Annotated in this window: 17 protein-coding genes; 5 read left to right on the forward strand and 12 right to left on the reverse strand. The window is 71.6% G+C overall.

The window, feature by feature from the left end; genetic code table 11:
* Nucleotides 1-72: 72 nt before the first annotated feature.
* Nucleotides 73-921 carry a PaaX family transcriptional regulator gene (locus tag OG202_RS36875; RefSeq protein WP_326575911.1) on the reverse strand — a complete coding sequence of 283 codons (849 nt, stop codon included), beginning with the start codon at nucleotides 919-921 and terminating at the stop codon, nucleotides 73-75.
* Nucleotides 922-936: 15 nt separating this feature from the next.
* Complete coding sequence (locus OG202_RS36880; RefSeq protein WP_327727417.1) at nucleotides 937-2,598, reverse strand: AMP-binding protein; 1,662 nt, start codon at nucleotides 2,596-2,598, stop codon at nucleotides 937-939.
* Between the two features lie 145 nt (nucleotides 2,599-2,743).
* On the opposite strand from OG202_RS36880, the gene OG202_RS36885 reads away from it, so the two are divergent.
* Nucleotides 2,744-3,946: an acyl-CoA dehydrogenase family protein gene (locus tag OG202_RS36885; RefSeq protein WP_327727416.1), complete on the forward strand. Its 1,203-nt coding sequence runs from the start codon at nucleotides 2,744-2,746 to the stop codon at nucleotides 3,944-3,946.
* Nucleotides 3,943-4,341 (forward strand): RidA family protein, encoded by a 399-nt coding sequence (locus OG202_RS36890; RefSeq protein ID WP_326575905.1) that lies wholly within the window; start codon nucleotides 3,943-3,945, stop codon nucleotides 4,339-4,341. The genes OG202_RS36885 and OG202_RS36890 overlap by 4 nt, the downstream gene beginning before the upstream one ends.
* A gap of 16 nt (nucleotides 4,342-4,357) precedes the next feature.
* Here the strand turns inward: OG202_RS36890 and OG202_RS36895 are convergent, their stop codons facing one another.
* On the reverse strand, nucleotides 4,358-4,561 hold the full coding sequence (locus tag OG202_RS36895) for a DUF5999 family protein (RefSeq protein ID WP_326575903.1): 204 nt from the start codon (nucleotides 4,559-4,561) through the stop codon (nucleotides 4,358-4,360).
* A 278-nt stretch (nucleotides 4,562-4,839) separates the two neighbouring features.
* On the opposite strand from OG202_RS36895, the gene OG202_RS36900 reads away from it, so the two are divergent.
* Complete coding sequence (locus tag OG202_RS36900) at nucleotides 4,840-5,301, forward strand: DUF6299 family protein (RefSeq protein WP_327727415.1); 462 nt, start codon at nucleotides 4,840-4,842, stop codon at nucleotides 5,299-5,301.
* 95 nt (nucleotides 5,302-5,396) lie between these two features.
* Here the strand turns inward: OG202_RS36900 and OG202_RS36905 are convergent, their stop codons facing one another.
* From OG202_RS36905 to OG202_RS36930, 6 genes are all read right to left on the reverse strand, one after another.
* Entirely contained in the window at nucleotides 5,397-6,209 is an 813-nt protein-coding gene (locus tag OG202_RS36905) for a carbonic anhydrase (protein ID WP_327727414.1), read from the reverse strand.
* 291 nt (nucleotides 6,210-6,500) lie between these two features.
* Nucleotides 6,501-7,196: a class F sortase gene (locus tag OG202_RS36910; protein ID WP_327727413.1), complete on the reverse strand. Its 696-nt coding sequence runs from the start codon at nucleotides 7,194-7,196 to the stop codon at nucleotides 6,501-6,503.
* Nucleotides 7,197-7,372: 176 nt separating this feature from the next.
* Nucleotides 7,373-7,843, reverse strand: coding sequence for a hypothetical protein (locus tag OG202_RS36915; RefSeq protein ID WP_326575895.1), 471 nt, complete (start codon nucleotides 7,841-7,843; stop codon nucleotides 7,373-7,375).
* A 165-nt stretch (nucleotides 7,844-8,008) separates the two neighbouring features.
* Nucleotides 8,009-8,989 (reverse strand): methylmalonyl Co-A mutase-associated GTPase MeaB, encoded by a 981-nt coding sequence (meaB, locus tag OG202_RS36920; protein ID WP_326575893.1) that lies wholly within the window; start codon nucleotides 8,987-8,989, stop codon nucleotides 8,009-8,011.
* On the reverse strand, nucleotides 8,986-11,160 hold the full coding sequence (gene scpA / locus OG202_RS36925) for a methylmalonyl-CoA mutase (protein ID WP_328224200.1): 2,175 nt from the start codon (nucleotides 11,158-11,160) through the stop codon (nucleotides 8,986-8,988). The genes meaB and scpA overlap by 4 nt, the downstream gene beginning before the upstream one ends.
* The gene (locus OG202_RS36930) at nucleotides 11,160-12,968 is read right to left on the reverse strand and encodes a methylmalonyl-CoA mutase family protein (RefSeq protein WP_327727410.1); all 1,809 of its coding nucleotides are present in this window, start codon (nucleotides 12,966-12,968) and stop codon (nucleotides 11,160-11,162) included. The genes scpA and OG202_RS36930 overlap by 1 nt, the downstream gene beginning before the upstream one ends.
* Nucleotides 12,969-13,172: 204 nt before the next feature.
* Here OG202_RS36930 and OG202_RS36935 point away from each other — a divergent pair, with 204 nt between their 5' ends.
* Nucleotides 13,173-13,397, forward strand: coding sequence for a heavy-metal-associated domain-containing protein (locus OG202_RS36935; protein WP_326575887.1), 225 nt, complete (start codon nucleotides 13,173-13,175; stop codon nucleotides 13,395-13,397).
* Between the two features lie 781 nt (nucleotides 13,398-14,178).
* On the opposite strand, the gene OG202_RS36940 is transcribed toward OG202_RS36935, so the two are convergent.
* Nucleotides 14,179-15,831, reverse strand: a complete 1,653-nt coding sequence (locus OG202_RS36940) for an IS1182 family transposase (RefSeq protein ID WP_327726295.1) — start codon at nucleotides 15,829-15,831, stop codon at nucleotides 14,179-14,181.
* Nucleotides 15,832-16,071: 240 nt separating this feature from the next.
* Between OG202_RS36940 and OG202_RS36945 the strand changes: the two genes are divergently transcribed.
* A complete protein-coding gene (locus OG202_RS36945) occupies nucleotides 16,072-17,310 on the forward strand; it encodes a cation:proton antiporter (protein WP_328224201.1) in 1,239 nt (412 codons plus the stop codon).
* A 364-nt stretch (nucleotides 17,311-17,674) separates the two neighbouring features.
* Here OG202_RS36945 and OG202_RS36950 read toward each other — a convergent pair whose 3' ends face one another.
* Together OG202_RS36950 and OG202_RS36955 are read right to left on the reverse strand one after the other, a co-directional pair.
* Nucleotides 17,675-18,370 (reverse strand): DUF4397 domain-containing protein, encoded by a 696-nt coding sequence (locus OG202_RS36950; protein ID WP_326575885.1) that lies wholly within the window; start codon nucleotides 18,368-18,370, stop codon nucleotides 17,675-17,677.
* Nucleotides 18,371-19,318: 948 nt separating this feature from the next.
* Nucleotides 19,319-20,848 (reverse strand): helix-turn-helix domain-containing protein, encoded by a 1,530-nt coding sequence (locus OG202_RS36955; RefSeq protein ID WP_326575881.1) that lies wholly within the window; start codon nucleotides 20,846-20,848, stop codon nucleotides 19,319-19,321.
* Nucleotides 20,849-20,961: the final 113 nt, after the last annotated feature.

The following is a 20,961-nucleotide window of genomic DNA, read 5'->3' on the forward strand; positions in this document are numbered from 1 at the left end:
GTCAGGATGGTAAGTAAGGATTCTTAGAAGATTGGAGGAGAACCCTGAGCGTTCCCTTAGCGAACAAAATTGTTACAGATCTTTAAGTTCGCTTGAAGTTTCCTGCGAGTCCACCCCCGCGAACTCCGCCCCCGCGTCCCGCAGTCGCGCGTGCAGCGCCCGGAACACGGCCGCCGAACGCTCGCCCGGCCAGTCCGCCGGCAGCAGCTCCGCGGGCAGCCCGGGGTCGACGTACGGCAGATGGCGCCAGGAGTCCAGAGCCAGCAGATAGTCGCGGTACGCCTCCTGCGAAGGAGTGCCCTCGCGGTGCTCCCAGTCGTGCAGCACCGGCGCGTGCCGGTCGAGGAACGCCTCGTGCTGCTTGGCGATCCCGGCCAGGTCCCACCACCGCGCCACCGCCTCGGCCGTCGCCGCGAACCCCAGGTGCTCGCCCCGGAACAGGTCCACGTACGGGTCGAGCCGCAGCCGGGTCAGGGTGTGCCGGGTCTCCTCGTACAGCCGGGCCGGAGCGATCCACACGCCCGGAGCGGCCGTGCCGAAGCCGAGTCCGGCCAGCCGGGAGCGCAGCACATGCCGCTTCTGCCGCTCCGACTCCGGCACCGAGAACACGGCGAGCACCCAGCCCTCGTCCCGCTCGGGCGCCGTCGCGTAGATCCGCCGGTCACCGTCCTCCAGCAACTGCCGCGCGTCCCGCGACAGTGCGTACCCGGCCGCCCCCGCCGCCGTACGGGCCGGCAGCAGCAGGCCGCGCCGTTTCAGCCGGGACACCGAGGAACGGACGGAGGGCGCGTCGACACCGACCGCGGCGAGCAGCCGGATCAGCTCGGAGACGGGCACGGGACCCGGCACCGAACGGCCGTACGCGCCGTAGAAGGTGACGATGAGCGAACGTGGTGCGTGCTGTTCGGACACGTTGATCATTTTAGGTCTTCGGCATCACTGCTGGTCACCTAGGGTGCGCAGTCGGAACCGCTGGAGTTTGCCGGTCGCCGTGCGTGGCAGCGCGTCCAGGAACACGATCTCGCGCGGACACTTGTACGGCGCCAGCTCCGACTTGAGGAACGCCCGCAGCCCGTCGCCGTCCCGGCCGGCGCCCGCTCCGACGACCACATAGGCGACGACGACCTGGCCACGCGCCTCGTCCGGCCGCCCCACCACCGCCGTCTCCACCACGTCCGGATGGCGCAGCAGGGCCTCCTCCACCTCGGGGCCCGCGATGTTGTAGCCGGCTGAGATGATCATGTCGTCGGCGCGCGCGACATAGCGGAAGTACCCGTCCGGCTCGCGGACGTACGTGTCCCCTGTGACGTTCCAGCCGCCCCGTACGTACTCCCGCTGCCGCTCGTCCGCCAGATAGCGGCACCCCACCGGACCGCGCACGGCGAGCAGCCCCTGCTCCCCGTCGGGCACCGGCACCCCGTCCGCGTCCTGCACCCGCGCCCGCCATCCCGGTACGGGCACCCCCGTCGTCCCGGGCCGTATGCCGTCGTCGGCCGCGGAGATGAAGATGTGCAGCAGCTCGGTCGCGCCGATGCCGTTGATGATCCGCAGCCCGGTCCGCTCGTGCCAGGCCCGCCAGGTGGCCTCGGGCAGGTTCTCGCCCGCCGACACACACCGGCGCAGCGACGAGATGTCGTACCCGTTCGACCCGTTCGACCCGTTCGACCCGTCCGACCCGTCCGACCCGTTCGACGCGTTGAGCTCGCCCAGCATCGCCCGGTAGGCGGTCGGCGCGGTGAACAGCACCGACACCCCGTGCTCGGCGACCGCCGGCAGCAGCTGCTTCGGGCCCGCCTGTTCGAGCAGCAGGGCGCTGGCGCCGGCCCGCATGGGGAAGACCACGAGACCGCCGAGGCCGAAGGTGAAGCCGAGCGGGGGAGACCCGGCGAACACGTCGTCCGCCCGGGGCCGCAGCACATGCTTCGAGAAGGTGTCCGCGATCGCCAGCAGATCCCGGTGGAAGTGCACGCACCCCTTGGGCCGTCCGGTCGTACCGGACGTGAAGGCGATCAGCGCCACGTCGTCGGCCGCCGTCTCCACCGCCGTGTACGGCCCCCGCGCCCCGTTCGCCGTCGGCAGGCCGAGGAGGTCCTCGGGACCGTCCCCGCCGAAGGTGGTGATCCGCAGCCCCGGGACGTCCGCCTTCGCGAGGTCGTCCACATGCCGTAGGTCGCACAGGGCGTGCGACACCCGCGCCAGCTCGCAGATCGCCGTCAGTTCCTGCGGCCGCTGCTGCGCCAGCACCGTCACCGCGACCGCCCCCGCCTTGAGCACCGCCAGCCAGCACGCGGCCAGCCAGGGTGTGGTGGGCCCCCGCAGCAGGACCCGGTTGCCGGGGACCACGCCGAGGGTGGACGTGAGGGTGTGGGCGATCCGGTCGACACGGGCACGGAGTTCGCCGTACGTCCACATCTCCCCGGCGGGCGTACGGAAGACGGGCCGGCCGGGACCGCCGCCGTCGAGCAGCTCGGCGGCGGCGTTGAGCCGGTCCGGATAGCGCAGCTCGGGGAGGTCGAAGGACAGCTCGGGCCACTGGTCCGGCGGCGGGAGACCGTCACGGACGAAGGTGTCGACGTGGGCGGTGACCCTGGATTTCATGACGTTCGCCCCCTGCTGTGGTCCCTGCCGAAGTGGGCTCGCATGTGTGGTGGGCTGTCGCACAGCGAGCGTATCGCCTTGGTGACGGCAGTCAACAGTTCGCGATAGCCTCGGCAGTGGCCCCCTGGGGGAGAAGGGACGGGCAATGACCGCATTCTCGCTCGAACCGGCGCAACTCGCCCGGCGTGCCGAACTGCGCGCGCTGGCCGCCGAACGCCTGCGCCCCGTGGCCGACAAGGGCGAGCCCGGCCACGTCAACCGCCCCCTGGTCGCCGAGCTGGGCCGACTGGGCCTGCTCTCCCGGCTGTTCACCTCGGGCGCGCTCGACCTCTGTCTGATGCGCGAGTCACTGGCGTACGTCTGCACGGAGGCCGAGACGGCGCTGGCCCTCCAGGGCCTGGGCGCCCACCCGGTGCACGCCCACGGCACCGAGGCCCAGCGCGCCCGCTGGCTCCCCCGGGTGAGCGACGGCGACGCGGTCGCGGCCTTCGCGCTCAGCGAGCCCGGCGCCGGCTCGGACGCGGCGGCCCTGTCCCTGCGGGCGGAACCCGACGGCCCCGGCCGCTGGCGGCTCACCGGGGAGAAGTGCTGGATCTCCAACGCTCCCGAGGCCGACTTCTACACCGTCTTCGCCCGTACCACCCCCGACGCGGGTGCCCGCGGGGTGACCGCCTTCCTGGTCCCGGCCGACCGCCCCGGCCTCACCGGCACCCCGCTCGACATGCTCTCCCCGCACCCGATCGGCGCCCTCGACTTCGACGCGGTCCCCGTCACGGCCGACGACGTCCTCGGCGCACCCGACCGAGGCTTCCGCGTCGCCATGGCCACCCTCAACCTCTTCCGCCCCAGCGTCGGCGCCTTCGCGGTCGGCATGGCCGAGGCCGCGCTGGACGCCACCCTCGCCCACACCGCCCGACGGGACGCGTTCGGCGGCACGTTGCGGGACCTTCAGGCCGTCTCCCACCAGGTCGCCGAGATGGCGATGCGCACCGAGGCGGCCCGGCTCATGGTCTACGCGGCGGCCGCGGCGTACGACTCCGGCGACCCGGACGTACCCCGGCGGGCCGCGATGGCGAAGCTGCTGGCCACGGAGACCGCGCAGTACGTCGTCGACACGGCCGTACAACTGCACGGGGCACGGGCACTGCGGCGCGGCCATCTGCTCGAACACCTCTACCGGGAGGTACGGGCGCCACGCATCTACGAAGGGGCGAGTGAGGTGCAACGCACGGTCATCGCCAAGGAGTTGTACGCGAGGGAGGCGTCGGCGCGGGAGGCGGGGACGCGGGAGGCGGGGACACGGGAGGCGGGGGCGCGGGGGTCCGCGGGAGAAGGACGGCCGGTATGAGCATCGAGCGGATGAACCCGGCCGGGCTGTCGCCGCCCACCGGCTTCTCGCACGCCGTGGTCGCCACCGGGAGCCGGGTGGTGTTCCTGGCGGGCCAGACCGCGCTCGACGCGGACGGCAAGGTGGTGGGGGAGACGCTGGAGGAGCAGTTCGAGCGGGCGCTCGGCAATCTGCTGACCGCGCTGGAGGCCGCCGGCGGCACACCGGCCGACCTCGCCCGAGTCACCGTCTACGCCACAGATGTCGCCGACTACCGCGTCCGCGCGCCCCGACTCGGCCGCGTGTGGCGGCGGTTGGCGGGGCGGGACTATCCCGCGATGGCGGTCGTCGGCGTGGTACGGCTCTGGGACGAGCGGGCCCTGGTGGAACTCGACGGCTTCGCGGTCCTGCCGTAGCCGAACGGAGGTCGTGTCAGGCGGCGGCGGCCAGCGCACCGAAGACCGGGCGGTGCGGGGCGATCACGCTGCCGTCGGGCAGCAGTTCACCGGTGTCGTCGAAGACGATCGCCCCGTTGCAGAGCAGGTTCCAGCCCTGCTCGGGGTGGAAGGCGACGATGTGCGCGGCGTCGCGGTCCGTGCTGTCGATCGAGGGGCACAGGGGCCGGTGTGAACACATGGCGCACCTCCACGTCGTCGTGAGTGCCGGCGGCGGTTCACCGCCTCGCACTCCAGACCATGCCCGCGTCCGGAACGCATCGCCACACCCTCGCGCGAGACGTGACAGCACCCGGACGTGCCGTGACAGGACGCGGACATACCCCGGACGCGCGGGGGTGCGTCCGATAGTTCCGGTAGTGAGGACGGCGGAGCCGACGCGCCGACGGAGGGGTGATGATCACCGGCGCGCCCCGGCCCGGCCGGTACCTCTGGAACCTCGTCCAAGGAGGTATCCCCATGTCCCTGTCCCTGTCCCTGTCCCAGGGCTTTTCGCAGGTCCCCCGGGTCCTCGGCGCCGCCGCCGGTGCCGCGCTGCTGCTGTTCTGCGCCGCCCCGTCCGCCGGTGCCACGACCGAGCCGTTCGAGACGGTGACCATCGACCCCACCGGCCACGTCGCCCAGGACGGCGCCCTCACCCTGTCCGGCACGTACCGCTGCCTCGGCGGCAACGGCCCCGTCCTCGTCTCGTCCTCGCTGCAGCAGGGCGACAGCGGGGTCCGCAAGGGCGTCGGCGGGACATCGGCTGTCTGCGACGGCGCCGACCACACCTGGACCAACACGGACATGGCCGATCCGGGCCGCTTCCAGCCCGGCCGGGCCCGGGTGGAGGCCACCCTCACGGAGCTGTCGGGCGGCGGTCTGCCCCTGCCCAGGTTCCACGCGGTGCGGCAGCAGGACATCACCCTCGTAGAGGGCTGAGCCGTCGGCCCGGGCGCCGCCCGGCCGCGACAGCGCGAAGGCGGCCCCGGTGGTGGGTGGTTCACCGGAGCCGCCTTCCCCTTGGCGGGGCCTAGTTACTTGAGCAGGTGCACTCGCTGGGTCGTCAGGTCGTAGCGGGCGCCGACGATCGCCACCTCGCCGGCCTTCAGCTTGGCGGCGATGTCGGAGTCGGCCGCGACCTTGGAGCGGACGAGCCGGACGTTCGCGTCGATCGTCGCGGCGACCCGGGCGTCGCCGGTCACGCTGTGGTCGATGGCCGGAGCGATCTCGTCGACGATGTACTGGATGCCGCTCGGCAGCCTGTCACCGGTCTGGTCCGCCGCGACCGCCGCCTTCACGGCGCCGCAGGACTGGTGGCCGAGCACCACGACCAGCGGGATGTCCAGTTCGAGGACGCCGTACTTGACGCTGCCGAGCACCGACTGGTCCAGCACCTCGCCCGCGCTGCGCACGGTCATCAGGTCGCCGAGGCCCTGGTCGAAGACCAGCTCCGGGGGGACGCGGGAGTCGATGCAGCCGAGGATGAGGGCGAAGGGCTCCTGACCGGTCGTCAGGGCCTTGCGCACGACGGCGTCCTCGTCGGGGTGCTGCTCGTGGAAGGTCCGCCAGCGGCGGTTGCCCTTCGACAGTTCCTTCAGCGCCTCTTCCGCCGTGCCGGGCCGCGTGCGGGTGGGGGCGGAGGGCTTGGGGGTGGAGCGGGAGACGGGCTCGGCGTCGGCGGGGAAGGCGCCGACGGCGAGGCCGCCGCCGAGTACGGCGGTGCCGGCCAGTGCGGCGCGCAGGAGTGAGCGTCGGCCGCGAGGCTTCGCGTGGGATATCGGGGCGTCCGCGCCGGCGGCGGTCGCCTCGGCGGCGTCGCCTCTGTGGGGTGCTGCGTCAGAGTTCACGGGCAGGAACGTACGTCCGGCCAAACGCTCAAAGATTCAAGTTGCGGAATCATGGACGAGCGTTGATCAATCATGGCCGACCCTTGAATCGTTCTTGGTCACTTCAGGGAAGGCATTTGGGCAGTCGGTCTCTTGTTGTTCGCTTCACGGGCCGCCGGGCGAGCCGTCGGTGAGCGGGGTACCGGGGAGATGGCGCAGTCGGCCGAGCCGGTGGCGGAGGCGACGGGGTCCTGAGCGGGACGGAAGCGGGGCCGGACGGCGCGGCACGCGCGGCGACCGGGCCCCGCGCCCTCACGTCCGGTGCGCGAACACCACCAGGTTCTCCGTGTAGTCCATGGCCTTGCGGTCGTAGGCGCCCGCGCAGGTGATCAGCCGGACCTCGGGCCGGGCGGCATCGGCGTACACCCGCTCGTCGGGGAAGTCGTCCTTCTCGAACGTCTCCGCGCCGTCGACCACGAAGGACACCCTGCTCCGGTCGGAGCGTACGACGTGGAAGACGTCCCCCTTCTCCAGTTCGCTGAGCCCCGCGAAGACGGCCGGAGAGGTCACCGTGTCGACGTGCCCGGCGATGATCGCGGTGCCCGTCTCCCCGGGGGCGGCGCCCTCGGCGTGCCAGCCGACGAGGTTGACGTCGTCGGCGGGCGGGGCTTCGAGCTGCCCGGAGCGGCCGACGGAGAGGGGAACGAAGGGGGCGCTCACCCGGATCTTGGGGATGAGCAGGCGGATCGGCCTGGCTCGGGACGTCCGCTGTCGCTGTCCCGCCGCCCGTTCGGCGGGGGAGAACTCCTCGGAGGGCGCGGCGGGGGCGGCCTGCGGGGCGTGCCGGGCGTTCGACGGACGGGAGGCGTCGGACGAGGAGTCCGCGCCGCCGAACAGACTCACCGCCAGGATCAGCAGGGCCACGGCGCACAGCACGGTCAGATTCACGTGGGTGCCACGGCGGGTCGGCACCGGATCGGTGCCGGGGGGAGAAGCGGGGGCTGCCATCGGACACCACCTCACCAGGTACGGCAGCTGAACGGACGGACGGGCGGACGGGCGGACGGACGGACGGGCGGAGGGCGGGCGGGGGACACGCCGGAACGCCGGCCGGGCCGCCACACGACACACGGTGTGTGGCGGCCGCGGCCGCTATCGCGCCAGGTATCGCGCCCGGCATGGGCTCAGGCCACGCTTCCGGCGGTCTTCCTGCGACGCAGGGCGTACATGCCCGTACCGGCCACCGCGAGGACGGCCATCCCGCCCGCGGTCACCGTCGGCGAGGCGAGCGCGCCGCCACCGGTGTGCATCCCGCCGCGCGGCTGGTCGTGGTCGCCCTTCCAGGAGCCCTTGTCGTGCTCGCCCTTCCAGGACTCCTTCGTGGACTCCTCCTTGTCGTAACCCCCGGCCTCGGGCTTGGCGGCCTGCCCGGAGTCCCACTCCCCCTCGTTGTTCAGCGAGGTCAGCGCACCGCCACCCGTGTGAACCCCGCCGTGCGGTCCGTCGTGGCTGCTGTCCTTGTCGTGCTCCTTGCTGTAGCCATGGTCCCCGTGGTCCCACTTGCCACCGTCACCGTCGGCGTAGGCGCCGGGGGCGGTGATGGCGAGGACGGCGGTGGCCGCCGCGGTAGCGAGAAGCATGCGAGCAGAACGCATCTGATGGTCCTTCCGCCGCAGCCGGGCAGCTGGTGCTTCGTCAGCTGACTTGACCCGGCTCCGACGTGATCCACCGTCAGCCGGATCGCACGCGCTCACCACTCAGGGCGCTCAGCCGGGTGAACCGGGACCCCCCGATCGGCCGCCGAGCGGCCCAGAAGGGCCCTAAGCGGGATCCCCGAACGCCTTGAGGATGCGTTCGGCGGCCAGCGTGGCCGTCAGTTCGCCGTCCCTGACCTGTTGTTCGAGGCCGGGTGCGAGGGACCGTACGCCGGGGTGGGTGCGCAGCCGGCCGAGGAGTTCGTCGCGGACCATGGACCAGGTCCAGTCGACCTGCTGGTCCCGGCGCTTGGCGGCGAGACGGCCGGTGGAGTCGAGGAGGGCGCGGTGCTGTTCCAGGCGCTCCCAGACCGTGTCCAGACCGGTCGACTCGCGAGCGCTGCAGCTCAGCACCGGCGGCGTCCAGACCGTGTCCTTGCCGTGCATCAGCCGCAGGGCTCCCGCCAGCTCCCGGGCCGCCGTGCGGGCGTCGCGCTCGTGCGGGCCGTCCGCCTTGTTGACGGCGAGCACGTCGGCCAGCTCCAGGACGCCCTTCTTGATGCCCTGCAGCTGGTCGCCGGTGCGGGCGAGGGTCAGGAGGAGGAAGGAGTCGACCATGTCGGCGACGGCCGTCTCGGACTGGCCGACGCCGACGGTCTCCACCAGCACCACGTCGTAGCCGGCCGCCTCCATCACCACGATCGACTCGCGGGTGGCCTTGGCGACCCCGCCGAGCGTGCCGGCCGTCGGGGAGGGCCGCACGAAGGCCGCGGGGTCGACGGCCAGGCGCTCCATGCGGGTCTTGTCGCCGAGGATCGAGCCCCCCGTACGGCTCGACGACGGGTCGACCGCCAGCACCGCCACCCGGTGACCGAGCGAGGTCAGCATCGTGCCGAAGGCGTCGATGAACGTCGACTTGCCCACGCCCGGCACCCCGCTGACCCCGATCCGCCGGGCCCGGCCGCTGTGCGGCAGCAGCGCGGTCAGCAACTCCTGGGCGAGCACCCGGTGCCCGGGCCGGGTGGACTCGACGAGGGTGATGGCGCGGGCGATGATCGCCCGCTTCCCGTCGAGGACGCCCTCGGCGTAGGCGCCGACATCGATCACAGGGCGTGCCCGAGGTCGTCCGACAGCCGCTTCACCAGGTCGTACGCCGCGTCCGGGATCACCGTCCCGGGCGGGAAGACGGCCGCCGCGCCCATCGACAGGAGCGTGGGCACGTCCTGGGGCGGGATCACCCCGCCGACCACGATCATGATGTCCGCGCGCCCCTCCTCGGCCAGCCGCTCCTTCAGCGCCGGGACGAGGGTGAGGTGTCCGGCGGCCAGCGAGGACACCCCGACGATGTGCACGTCCGCCTCGACGGCCTGGCGGGCCACCTCGGCCGGGGTCTGGAACAGCGGGCCGACGTCGACGTCGAAACCGAGGTCGGCGAAGGCGGTCGCGATCACCTTCTGGCCCCGGTCGTGGCCGTCCTGGCCCATCTTGGCGACCAGGATGCGCGGCCGGCGGCCCTCGGCCTCCTGGAAGTCGTCGACCAGGCCACGGGTGCGGTCCACCGCCGGGGACTCGCCTGCTTCGTTGCGGTACACGCCGGAGATCGTACGGATCTGGCTCGCGTGCCGGCCGTACACCTTCTCCAGGGCGTCGGAGATCTCCCCGACCGTGGCCTTGGCGCGGGCCGCGTTCACCGCGAGCTCCAGCAGGTTGCCCTCGCCGCCGGCGGCCCGGGTCAGCGCGTCCAGCGAGTCCTGGCACGCCCGCTCGTCGCGTTCCGCGCGCAGCCGGCGCAGCTTCTCGATCTGCTGGGCGCGGACGGAGGAGTTGTCGACCTTGAGGACGTCGATCTGCTCGTCGGTCTCCACGCGGTACTTGTTGACGCCGATGACCGGCTGCCGCCCGGAGTCGATCCGGGCCTGGGTGCGGGCCGCCGCCTCCTCCACACGCAGCTTGGGGATGCCCGCGTCGATGGCCTGGGCCATGCCGCCCGCCTGCTCGACCTCCTGGATGTGCTGCCAGGCGCGGCGGGCGAGGTCGTACGTCAGCTTCTCGACGTAGGCGCTGCCGCCCCACGGGTCGATGACCCGGGTCGTGCCGGACTCCTGCTGGATGAGCAGCTGGGTGTTGCGGGCGATGCGCGCGGAGAAGTCGGTGGGCAGGGCGAGGGCCTCGTCCAGGGCGTTGGTGTGCAGCGACTGGGTGTGGCCCTGGGTGGCCGCCATCGCCTCCACACACGTGCGCGTGACGTTGTTGAAGACGTCCTGCGCGGTGAGCGACCAGCCCGAGGTCTGCGAATGGGTGCGCAGGGAAAGGGACTTGCTGTTCTTCGGGTCGAACTGCTTGACCAGCTTCGCCCACAGCAGGCGGGCCGCGCGCAGCTTGGCGATCTCCATGAAGAAGTTCATGCCGATCGCCCAGAAGAACGACAGCCGGGGCGCGAACGCGTCCACGTCCAGGCCCGCCTCGCGGCCCGCGCGGAGGTACTCCACACCGTCCGCGAGCGTGTACGCCAGCTCCAGGTCGGCCGTCGCGCCCGCCTCCTGGATGTGGTAGCCGGAGATGGAGATGGAGTTGTAGCGGGGCATCCGCTGCGAGGTGAAGGCGAAGATGTCGGAGATGATCCGCATCGACGGCTTCGGCGGATAGATGTAGGTGTTGCGGACCATGAACTCCTTGAGGATGTCGTTCTGGATGGTCCCCGCCAGCTTCTCGGCCGGTACGCCCTGCTCCTCTGCCGCCACGATGTAGAGCGCGAGCACCGGGAGCACGGCGCCGTTCATCGTCATCGACACGCTCATCCGGTCCAGCGGGATGCCGTCGAAGAGCTGCCGCATGTCGAGGATCGAGTCGATCGCCACGCCCGCCATGCCGACGTCGCCCGTCACCCGCGGGTGGTCGCTGTCGTAGCCCCGGTGGGTGGGCAGGTCGAAGGCGACGGACAGGCCCTTCTGACCGGCCGCCAGGTTGCGCCGGTAGAAGGCGTTCGACTCCTCGGCGGTGGAGAAGCCCGCGTACTGGCGGATCGTCCAGGGCTGGTTGACGTACATCGTCGGGTACGGGCCGCGCAGATACGGCGCCATGCCCGGGTAGGTGCCCAGGAAATCCAGGCCCTCCAGGTCCTGCCCGGTGTACAGCGGCTTGACCGGGATGCCCTCCGGGGTCTGCCACAGCGGGTCGTCACCGCCGGCCGCCTTCTCGACCGCCGTACGCCAGTCGTCGGCGCCGCCGTCGACGGCCGGGGAACCCAGCTCGATCCCGGAGAAGTCGGGGATTCCCATCAGGACACTCCCATGCGGTCGAGGGCGGCGGACAGGACGGCCACGGCGTCGCAGCCCGCGAAGACGTACGCGTCGACGTCGGTGTACTGCCCGGGGCGGCCGGCGAGGAACACCCGCGCGGCGCCGGCGGCCTTCAGCCGTGCGGCCACGGTCGCGGCCTGCTCCTCGTACAGGGCGTCGCTGGAGCACACGCACACCTCGGTGGCACCGCTCTCCTCGAACGTGCCCCCGGTGACGGGCTCGATGCCGCCCGCCTGGAAGAGGTTGGCGGCGAAGGTCGTACGGGCGGTGTGGGCGGCGGCGGGGCCGAGGGAGGCCAGGTAGACGCGGGGCCGGGAGCCCGTCGCGGCGAGGTGGGCGTCCGAGCGGGCGCGCAGCGCCTCGTACGCCTCGTCGCGGCTGACGCGGGGGAGACCGCCGGACGGCGGCTCGGGCGCGGGCGCGCGGACGACCGGCTTCTCCGCCAGGTGGGGGAACTCGCTGACGCCGGTGACGGGTTCGCGCCGCTTGGCGAGCCTGGCGCTGCGGGCCGCCCAGGTCTCGGCGAGGCGGTCCCGTACGGCGCCGGAGCGCAGGGCGGCCGCCTGGCCACCCGCGTGCTCGATCTCCTGGAAGAACTCCCAGCCCGCGTGGGCGAGTTCGTCCGTGAGCCGTTCCACGTACCAGGAGCCGCCCGCCGGGTCGATCACCCGGGACAGGTGGGACTCCTCGATGAGGATCGTGGAGGTGTTGCGCGCGATGCGCCGGGCGAACGCGTCCGGCAGTCCGAGCGTGTGGTCGAAGGGCAGCACGGTGACGGAGTCGGCGCCGCCCGTCCCGGCGGCCAGCGTGGCGATGGTCGCGCGCAGCATGTTCACCCACGGGTCGCGGCGCGTCATCATCACCGGCGAGGTCACCGCGTGTTGAGTCTGCGCCCCGGCCGCGGGCACCCCGCACACCTCGGCCACCCGCGCCCACAGCCGGCGCGCGGCCCGCAGCTTGGCGATCGTCAGGAACTGGTCGGCGGTCGCCGCGTACCGGAACTCCAGCTGCGCACAGGCCTGTTCGACGCTCAGCCCGGCCCCGGTCAGCTCCCGCAGATACGCGACACCGGTCGCGAGCGAGGCACCCAGCTCCTGCGCGGCCGAGCCGCCCGCCTCGTGGTACGGCAGGGCGTCCACGGTCAGGGCCCGCAGCCCCGGGTACTCCTCCGCGCACAGTCGGGCCAGGCCGGCCACGGGCGCGAAGTCGTACGTCTGTCCGGTACGGGCCTCGTGGCCGAGCGGATCCGCGCCCAGGTTGCCGCGCGCCGCCTCCTTGGCGACACCGCGGTCGGTGTACAGCCGCAGCAACTCCCGTGCCGCGGGCCCGACCTCGGCGCCCGCGTCCAGGACGACCGGCGCGAGATCGAGGTAGACGCCGTCGAGCACCCGGCCGAGCGACGACACCGGGAGGCCGGTCTCGCCGAGCACCAGCCACAGGGAGGTGACGCCGTTCTCCAGATCCGCGAGCACGGCGTCCCCGTCCGCCGCCGTGTGGCGCTGGCGTACGTCCCAGCCGCCGACGGTGTTGCCCGCGGCCCGGCCTCCTCGTACGAAGGGCGCGAAGCCGGGGAGACCCGGAGGGGGCGCGGTGTCGTGCGCGGTGTACAGAGGGCGGGTGCGCAGCCCGTCCTCCAGCGCGGTGGACAGGGCTTGTTCGGCCTGAGCGCCCTCGACGTCCTGGCCCGACTTGCGCAGCACGCCCGCAACGAGGCGCTGCCACTGCTCGTGGGTTGCGTCAGGGAACTCGGCGGCCAGCTCAAGCCCGTCGTCAGGCAGGACCGTCATGCTCGGATGCTAGGCCAGATGCACAAAGGAGCAGCAGGGGGCACGGCTGTGACCTTGCCCTCTCCGGGACGATCTCGAAGTGCGGGCGGCCCGCGTACCGGGCCGGGCTGAACGCGCCGGGGCCGTCCGCCGTACCTCGTGCCACGCGGCCCGTGAGCCCCATGAGGCGATGTCACCGGGCCGACCGAGGACAGGAGCGACCCCATGGCCGAGAAGTACTTCACCGTGTCCGGCATGAGCTGCGGCCACTGCGCCGCGAGCGTCACCGAGGAGGTCGTCGCGGTTCCCGGCGTCACCGAGGTCGATGTCGACGTACGGGCCGGCCTGGTGACCGTGCGCGGGGAGACGGTCGACGACGGGGCCGTCCGCGCGGCGATCGTGGAGGCGGGCTACGAGGTCGCGGAGGTCGTACGGCAGGCCGCGGCCTGAGCCGGAGAGCGGGAAGGAAACGCGCGGGAACGTTGCCGGAACACGGCAATGCATCGGTCCCCCCACCCGTGTGAGGATCCCGTCAAGCCGGAGACCGGCGGCGGGGTGAGAGAGCGGCACGCATGGCCTGGTTCTTCGGACTCGGCATCACGGGGGTCGTGCCGCTCGCCCTGTCGCCGGTCTTCGACTGCCCGGGGCTCGAACCCCTCGGCTCCACCGCGGGCGTTGACCTCGCGGACTCCTCAAGGGCGTCTCGCGGCGCGGTGCCACGGCGGGGGAGCGGTCGGTGCGGGGCGGTGGCAGCGGGAAGGCCGAGACCGGAGAGTGACGGGATGAGCCCGAAGTGAAGGGACATGGGTAGCGCTTTACCTATTGGGTGAATTCACCTTTTCGGATTGCGCCAGGATCCTTTACCAAGCGCTGACGCTCCGGTGAGCGCTACTTTGCTCATTTGTTCGAGTGATGGTCGGTGGTGCAGCCGACGGCGTGTGTGTGGGGGGGCGTGACATGGGTCGAGTAATCCGCGTGCGCGTCGTCAACGCCGCTCGCGACGCCGTACCCGATACCGGCCGCGCCGCGGGCCCGAGCGACCGCCCCGCGCGCTGACGCCCTCGCCGCCGTAGCAGAGGTCCGCCGACCGCCCGATGCCCTCGGGCGGTCGACGGCCCGTCACGTAGGCGACCGAGCCCCGCGGGAAACCCGCGCGCCGGTACGACGCCGACGGCCCCGCCCGACAGGTGACGCTGTTGGTTAATTCGGGCCTGGTTGCTTCGCCCCGTCGTTATGCGGCGGGGCGAAGTGCTGCCACCGGGCTGGTGCGAGTGCGAGCGTGGGGTTTGCCGGTGAGCCAGGCGTCGATGCGGATGAGGTTGACCGCGGCGCCGGTGAGTTGGTGCTGGAGGCTTGTCTTTGGCAGGCCGCGGTAGCGGGATCGGCGCAGGCCGCAGGCTTGCACTGCTTGAGAGATGGTCCCCTCGACCCCGGCGCGGATCTTATAGCGGTCCTTCCACTCGTCGGTTCCCTGGAGTTTTCGCGCCTGTTGGAGTGCCTCGTACTCGTCGCGGGGCTTGAGGTTGATCTCGCGGCGCTGGGCCTTGGGGGAGTTGACGCACTGCCGTAGCTGGGGACAGGTGCGGCAGTCGGCCGGGGAGAACCGGACCCGGATGGTCGGCAGTCCGTCTTCCGAGCGGCGCTGGTGCCACTGCGTGCTGGTGATGCCGTTCGGGCAGGTCACGTGCTGGTTGTCCCAGTCGATGGTGAACGCGTCCTGCCCGAAGGCGGCCTCGCCACGGGCGTGCGGAACGGTCACGGACTTCAGCGGCCCGTGCAGTGCGACCCGGTGATCACGGCGGGCGGCGACCAGCGCGCCGCCGTTGGCATAGCCGGTGTCGACCCAGTGTTCGTCGGGCAGCAGGTCGCGTCTCGCGAGGCCGGCATGGACCACGGCGGCCATCCGGTCGTCGGGGACGGTGGCGGCGGTGGTGGTCACGTTCGTGATCAGATGCACGGTCTCCGGCTCGCACGTCTCAGTCAGATGGACCTTGAAGCCGTCCCAGAAGGTGTCGCGCTTGACGCTGCCCCTGGCCTCGGGGTCATAGGGGGTGACCAGGCGTTTCGCACCCGGCGCCCGGTCTTTTGGGTCCCGCCGCTCCACCTCGCCCTCCGCCAGGTGGAAGTGCTGGACCCACAGCTGCCGCAGGAACTCCGCCTCCGGCAGTGCCCGAAGCTCCAAGGGCGCACCGTCCGTCCAGATCATTTCCAGCAGGCGCATGCCGTCCGCGCCGATCCGGCGCCCCACTTCGACCCGCTTGGCCTGGGCCTTGGGGAAACGGGAGTCCTCAATGCGGGTCGCGTAGTGCGTGAACCAGTCCGGCAGTGCGTGCACGCCGAGCCAGTCCGGTTCGGCGCGGGCCACCGCGTTCAGTGCCGCCCGCAGACTCTCGCCGACCAGCTCCAGCCAGTTCAGATCCCGTGCCGCCGACAGCACATGCGTGGAGTCCGTCCGCGCCTTGCCACCTCGGCTGAGCAGCCCCTTCTTCTGGGCGGCGGCCAGGATGCCGTCCAGCATCGACCGCCCGCCGTCCGCGCCTACCAGGCGGTCTCTGAACTCCGACAGCACCGAGAAGTCGAAGCCCGGATCGGTCAGCTCCAGCCCCAGTGCGAACTTCCAGTCGATCCGGGCCCGCACCGCCTCCGCGGCCTGCCGGTCGGTCAGGCCCTCGACGAACTGCAAGACCACCACCAGCGCCAGCCGCCCCGGCGACCAGGCCGACCTTCCTCGCACCGGGAACAGATCCGCGAACTGCTCGTCGGTGAACAACGGCCCCAGCTCGTCCCGGACCCGGATCGCCAGACTCCCCTTCGGGAACGCGGCCCGTGCGACCCGCCCCGTCTCCGCCGGAATCTCCCCCGGCCCCTTCGGCTGCATCGACATCCGCACCCACCCCATACGACAACGTCGGCCTTCAAGACCACAACCGGGTCTTGAAGGCCGACGTCACGCAGGGGCCCGAATTAACCAACAGCGTCGACAGGTGTGCCGGGCCCCGCCGCCCGCGTGCGCCGGTCGTAGCCGCACGCGACACGCGTACCCACACGCGCACCCATACGCGCACCCGAACTCGCACCAGGCACAGACGCCGTCACCGCACTCGTCAACGGAGGACAGACGCCCGTGCACCACACCACCGCCATGCTCATCGAGCTCGGGGCGATCATTCTCGCCCTGGGTCTGCTGGGCCGCCTCGCCGGACGGGTGGGCTTCTCACCCATACCCCTCTATCTGCTCGCCGGGCTCGCCTTCGGCCACGGCGGCATCCTTCCCCTGCAGGCCAGCGAGGAGTTCATCGCCACCGGCGCCGAGATCGGCGTCATCCTCCTGCTGCTCCTGCTCGGCCTGGAGTACAGCGCCTCCGAACTCGTCACCAACCTCAAGACCCAGTACCCCTCCGGCGCGGTCGACTTCGTTCTCAACGCCGCCCCCGGCGCCGCGATGGCACTGCTGCTCGGCTGGGGCCCGGTCGCCGCCGTCGCCCTCGCCGGCGTCACCTGGATCTCCTCCTCCGGCGTCATCGCCAAGGTCCTCGGCGACCTTCGCCGCCTCGGCAACCGTGAGACCCCGGTCGTGCTGGGCGTCCTGGTCCTCGAAGACCTCTCCATGGCCGTCTACCTGCCGATCCTCACCGCCCTGCTCGCCGGGGTGAGCCTGGCGGGCGGCGCCCTCACCCTCCTGATCGCCCTGGGCACGGTGGGCGCCGTCCTCTACATCGCCCTGCGCCACGGCCGGCTGATCAGCCGTGCCGTCTCCTCCGACAACGCCGAGATGCTCCTCCTGGTCGTCCTCGGCCTCACCCTCGTCGTCGCCGGGGTCGCCCAGCACCTGCAGGTCTCGGCCGCCGTGGGCGCGTTCCTCGTCGGCATCGCGCTGTCCGGTGAGGTCGCCGAGGGTGCCAGCAGCATCCTCACCCCGCTGCGGGACCTGTTCGCCGCGGTCTTCTTCGTCTTCTTCGGCCTGCACACCGACCCCGCCGACATCCCGCCCGTCCTCCTGCCGGCCCTCGCGCTGGCCGCCGTCACCTCCCTGACGAAGATCGCCACCGGTTACTGGGCGGCCCGGCGGGCCGGGATCTCCGCCAAGGGCCGCTGGCGGGCGGGCGGAACGCTGGTCGCCCGGGGCGAGTTCTCCATCGTGATCGCCGGCCTCGCCGTCGGCGTCGAGCCCCGCGTCGGCCCCCTGGCCACGGCGTACGTCCTCATCCTGGTCGTCCTCGGCCCCCTCACCGCCCGCTGGACCGAACCCCTCGCCACCCGACTCACCCGCCGCCGCGCATCGGCCGCACCCCAGGAGGCGCCGGCGGGACAGCCCGACCCGAACCCCGAGCCCACCACCGAGGCCGCGCACGCGAACGTCTGAGGAACCGTGCACGCGAACGCCTGAGAAGGCTGTGCGCGGGCGCGTCCGGCTCGGGCGCGTCCGGCTCGGACGCGACGCGGCGTACTGGCACGCCGCGAGCGACCCCGGACCCTCCACGCGGCGCCACGGCCATCAGAACTGTCGGCGGCCTCGGTGCCAGGACAGACCGCCCCCACCGGCCATCCGTCACCACGCATACGGCGTCCACGCGGTCGACGCCTCAGTCGCCCAACACGCCGTGGCCACCGGCCTGTACGCCCTTCCGCGCACCGACGTGTGGCCGGTGGCCCATCCGCGCACAGCCCCGGCGGCATACGACGTGCGACGTGTTCCGCAAACAGCGTCCTCGCCGCCGGGCCAGGTGCTAACCGGAAGCGCTCAGCTTCTGCACCGTGAGGGCGAGGTTCTTGGCGTCGGCGCTGCCCCAGGCGTAGACCACGGTGATGCCGCCCGGGTCGAGGTCGAGTTTGGCGGGGCCGATGGCGACGGTGGTGGTGCCGGCCAGTACGACATCGGCATTGACCGACCCGGCGGGCACGTCCGCCTGCTTCTGCTGCGGGTTCTTGACGTTCTTGAAGACCGGAGTGCCGTCGGCCCGCACGTCGACCGCGGGCGCGGCCGCCACGTGCCGCACGATCAGCCTCGACTTGCCCTCCGGCACCTTGGAGGTGTCGTTGAGGAAGGCGTTCAGCGCCGGCTGGCCATTGGTGTTCAGGTTGGCCGTCAGGCTGGCGTTGGTGCCGCTGGACACCTCGACCGTCTGCTGCACCACGGGAGTGGCGGAGTAGGAGGCCCCGGCCTTGAAGATCTTGATGTCGTAGGAGTCGGCGGGCAGGGAGAGTGGAGAACTCAGCGAGCCAGGGGTGAAGTCGGACAGCAGTTTCTTGCCGTTGGCGTAGACGTCCACGTTCGCCTCGGGGATGCCGTGGAAGACCGTGACGGTGGCGTTGTTCTGCGCCGTGTTCTGCGCCGCTCCGGCCGACGTGGCGGGCACGGCCGTCAGTCCCAGCAGCCCGGCCGCACCGAGCGCGAGGGCCGCCCTTGTGAGTCGCGTGTTCATGGCCTTGTCCCTTCTGTAGCGCACTGCTGCGCCGGGCCCTGCTTCGGGCGTCGGCGGAGCGGCACGCGCGGACATGTGCTTCTGCGGTCTCCGGGGGCCTGGGAGAGCGGGGCTTCTGACAAGGTTCCGGAGCTGCGATTTCCAAGAAGGGAAAGCCGCGATGAACCGTCCCTGGTTTTCCCGATGAACCGTCCACGCTTCGGACCCGGTCCGATCGGCTGGCTGTGGACCCGGTCCGATCGGCCCCGCGACGACCTCTGGCGGCCGCGTCGGCCCTGTGGGAGGCCGCCCTGCTCACGCCGTATGAAGGACCCTAACCACCATCGGACAGCTCCGAAGTGATCGCAAACGCCCTGGCCCGTGCCTGCTCTGACCTCGATCGGGAAAGAGCACCACCATCCGGAGCCTGCTGCTGATCCGCCGGCTCGCGGACGCGCCGTCCGGCCTAGTGGTACAGCTCAACGGCCCCTACGGCCTGGCCTCGGGGGAGGCGCACGAGGTGCCGCACCCGGATGCCCCCGACTCCACCATCGAGATCCAGGTCGGTGGTGACGGCGGTGCGGCGCCGAGCGTGCACCGCTTCACGGTCCCCGACGAACCGGCTCTCTACCTGGAAGTGGCCGAGGGCGATGGGCCGCCACCGGGCCGCGGTCCAGATGGCTGGCACTCTCGCCCGGGAGCCGTTCCGTATCCCGTCCGTGGAACTCACCAAGGACGGGGTGAGGGGCGACCAGGACGCCGTACGCATCGGGACGATGTAGCGCTTCAAGGGCCTGGAGTTCCAGCGGGTGTTCCTCGCGGGCGTCAGCGACGGCCGGCTTCCGCACCATCGCATCGAGCAGTACCGGCTCACCGGCAAGGGATGTCCCACGAGTGCCGCCGCACCTCCTCCCGGCTTGCTTTCCAGCACGTCAAGCAGGGTGCGGCGGGTGCCCCGGTGAAGAATGGTCAGATGTCCCGGAAGATCTCGATCTGCGCCCCGACCGTGTTCAGCCGCTCCGCGAGGTCCTCGTAACCGCGGTTGATGACATAGACGTTGCGCAGGACGGACGTGCCCTCGGCGGCCATCATCGCGAGGAGGACGACGACGGCCGGGCGCAGCGCGGGCGGGCACATCATCTCGGCGGCGCGCCAGCGGGTGGGGCCCTCGACCAGGACGCGGTGGGGGTCCAGCAACTGGAGGCGGCCGCCGAGGCGGTTGAGGTCCGTCAGGTAGATCGCGCGGTTGTCGTAGACCCAGTCGTGGATGAGGGTCTGGCCCTGCGCGGCGGCGGCGATGGCCGCGAAGAACGGGACGTTGTCGATGTTCAGGCCGGGGAACGGCATGGGGTGGATCTTGTCGATCGGCGCCTGCAGCTTCGAGGGCCGGACGGTGAGGTCCACCAGACGCGTACGGCCGTTGTCGGCGAAGTACTCCGCCGAGCGGTCGTGGTCGAGGCCCATCTCCTCCAGGACCGCCAGCTCGATCTCCAGGAACTCGATCGGCACCCGGCGCACGGTCAGTTCGGACTCGGTGACGACCGCCGCGGCGAGCAGGCTCATCGCCTCGACCGGGTCCTCGGAGGGCGAGTAGTCGACGTCCACGTCGATGCGCGGCACCCCGTGCACGGTGAGCGTGGTGGTGCCGATGCCCTCCACCCGTACGCCGAGCGCCTCCAGGAAGAAGCAGAGGTCCTGGACCATGTAGTTGGACGAGGCGTTGCGGATGACGGTCACGCCGTCGTGCCGGGCGGCGGCGAGCAGCGCGTTCTCGGTCACCGTGTCGCCGCGCTCGGTCAGCACGATCGGCCGACCGGGGGTGACGGACCGGTCCACCACGGCGTGGTAGAGCCCCTCGGTGGCCGTGACGTCGAGGCCGAACCGGCGCAGCGCGATCATGTGCGGCTCGATCGTCCGCGTCCCGAGGTCGCAACCGCCCGCGTACGGCAGCTTGAAGTGGTCCATGCGGTGCAGCAGCGGGCCGAGGAACATGATGATCGAGCGGGTGCGGCGGGCCGCCTCCGCGTCGATCGCGTCGAGGTCCAGTTCGGCCGGCGGCACGATCTCCAGGTCGACACCGCCGTTGATCCACCGGGTGCGTACGCCGATGGAGCCGAGCACCTCCAGAAGGCGGTACACCTCCTCGATCCGGGCCACCCTGCGCAGCACTGTGCGCCCCTTGTTCAACAAGGAGGCGCACAGCAGCGCGACACACGCGTTCTTGCTGGTCTTCACGTCGATCGAGCCGGACAGTCGACGCCCACCGACCACCCGCAGATGCATCGGACCCGCGTATCCCAGCGAGACGATCTCACTGTCCAGGGCTTCACCGATTCGGGCGATCATCTCAAGGCTGATGTTTTGATTACCGCGCTCGATACGATTCACCGCGCTCTGACTCGTGCCGAGCGCCTCCGCCAACTGCGACTGCGTCCAGCCACGGTGCTGCCTTGCGTCACGGATGAGCTTGCCGATGCGTTCGAGGTAGTCGTCTGCCATGAGGTCGAGGTTATCTCAGATATGAGATGGTGCCTCTTGGGGGGTCTGTTGGAGGTGCTGCGGAGGGCCGTTCAGGTGAGGGAGTGAGGGAGTGAGGGACGGAGTGGCGCCCG

Origin of the sequence: Streptomyces sp. NBC_00310 (assembly GCF_036208085.1) — a bacterium.
Taxonomy (GTDB): Bacteria; Actinomycetota; Actinomycetes; order Streptomycetales; family Streptomycetaceae; genus Streptomyces.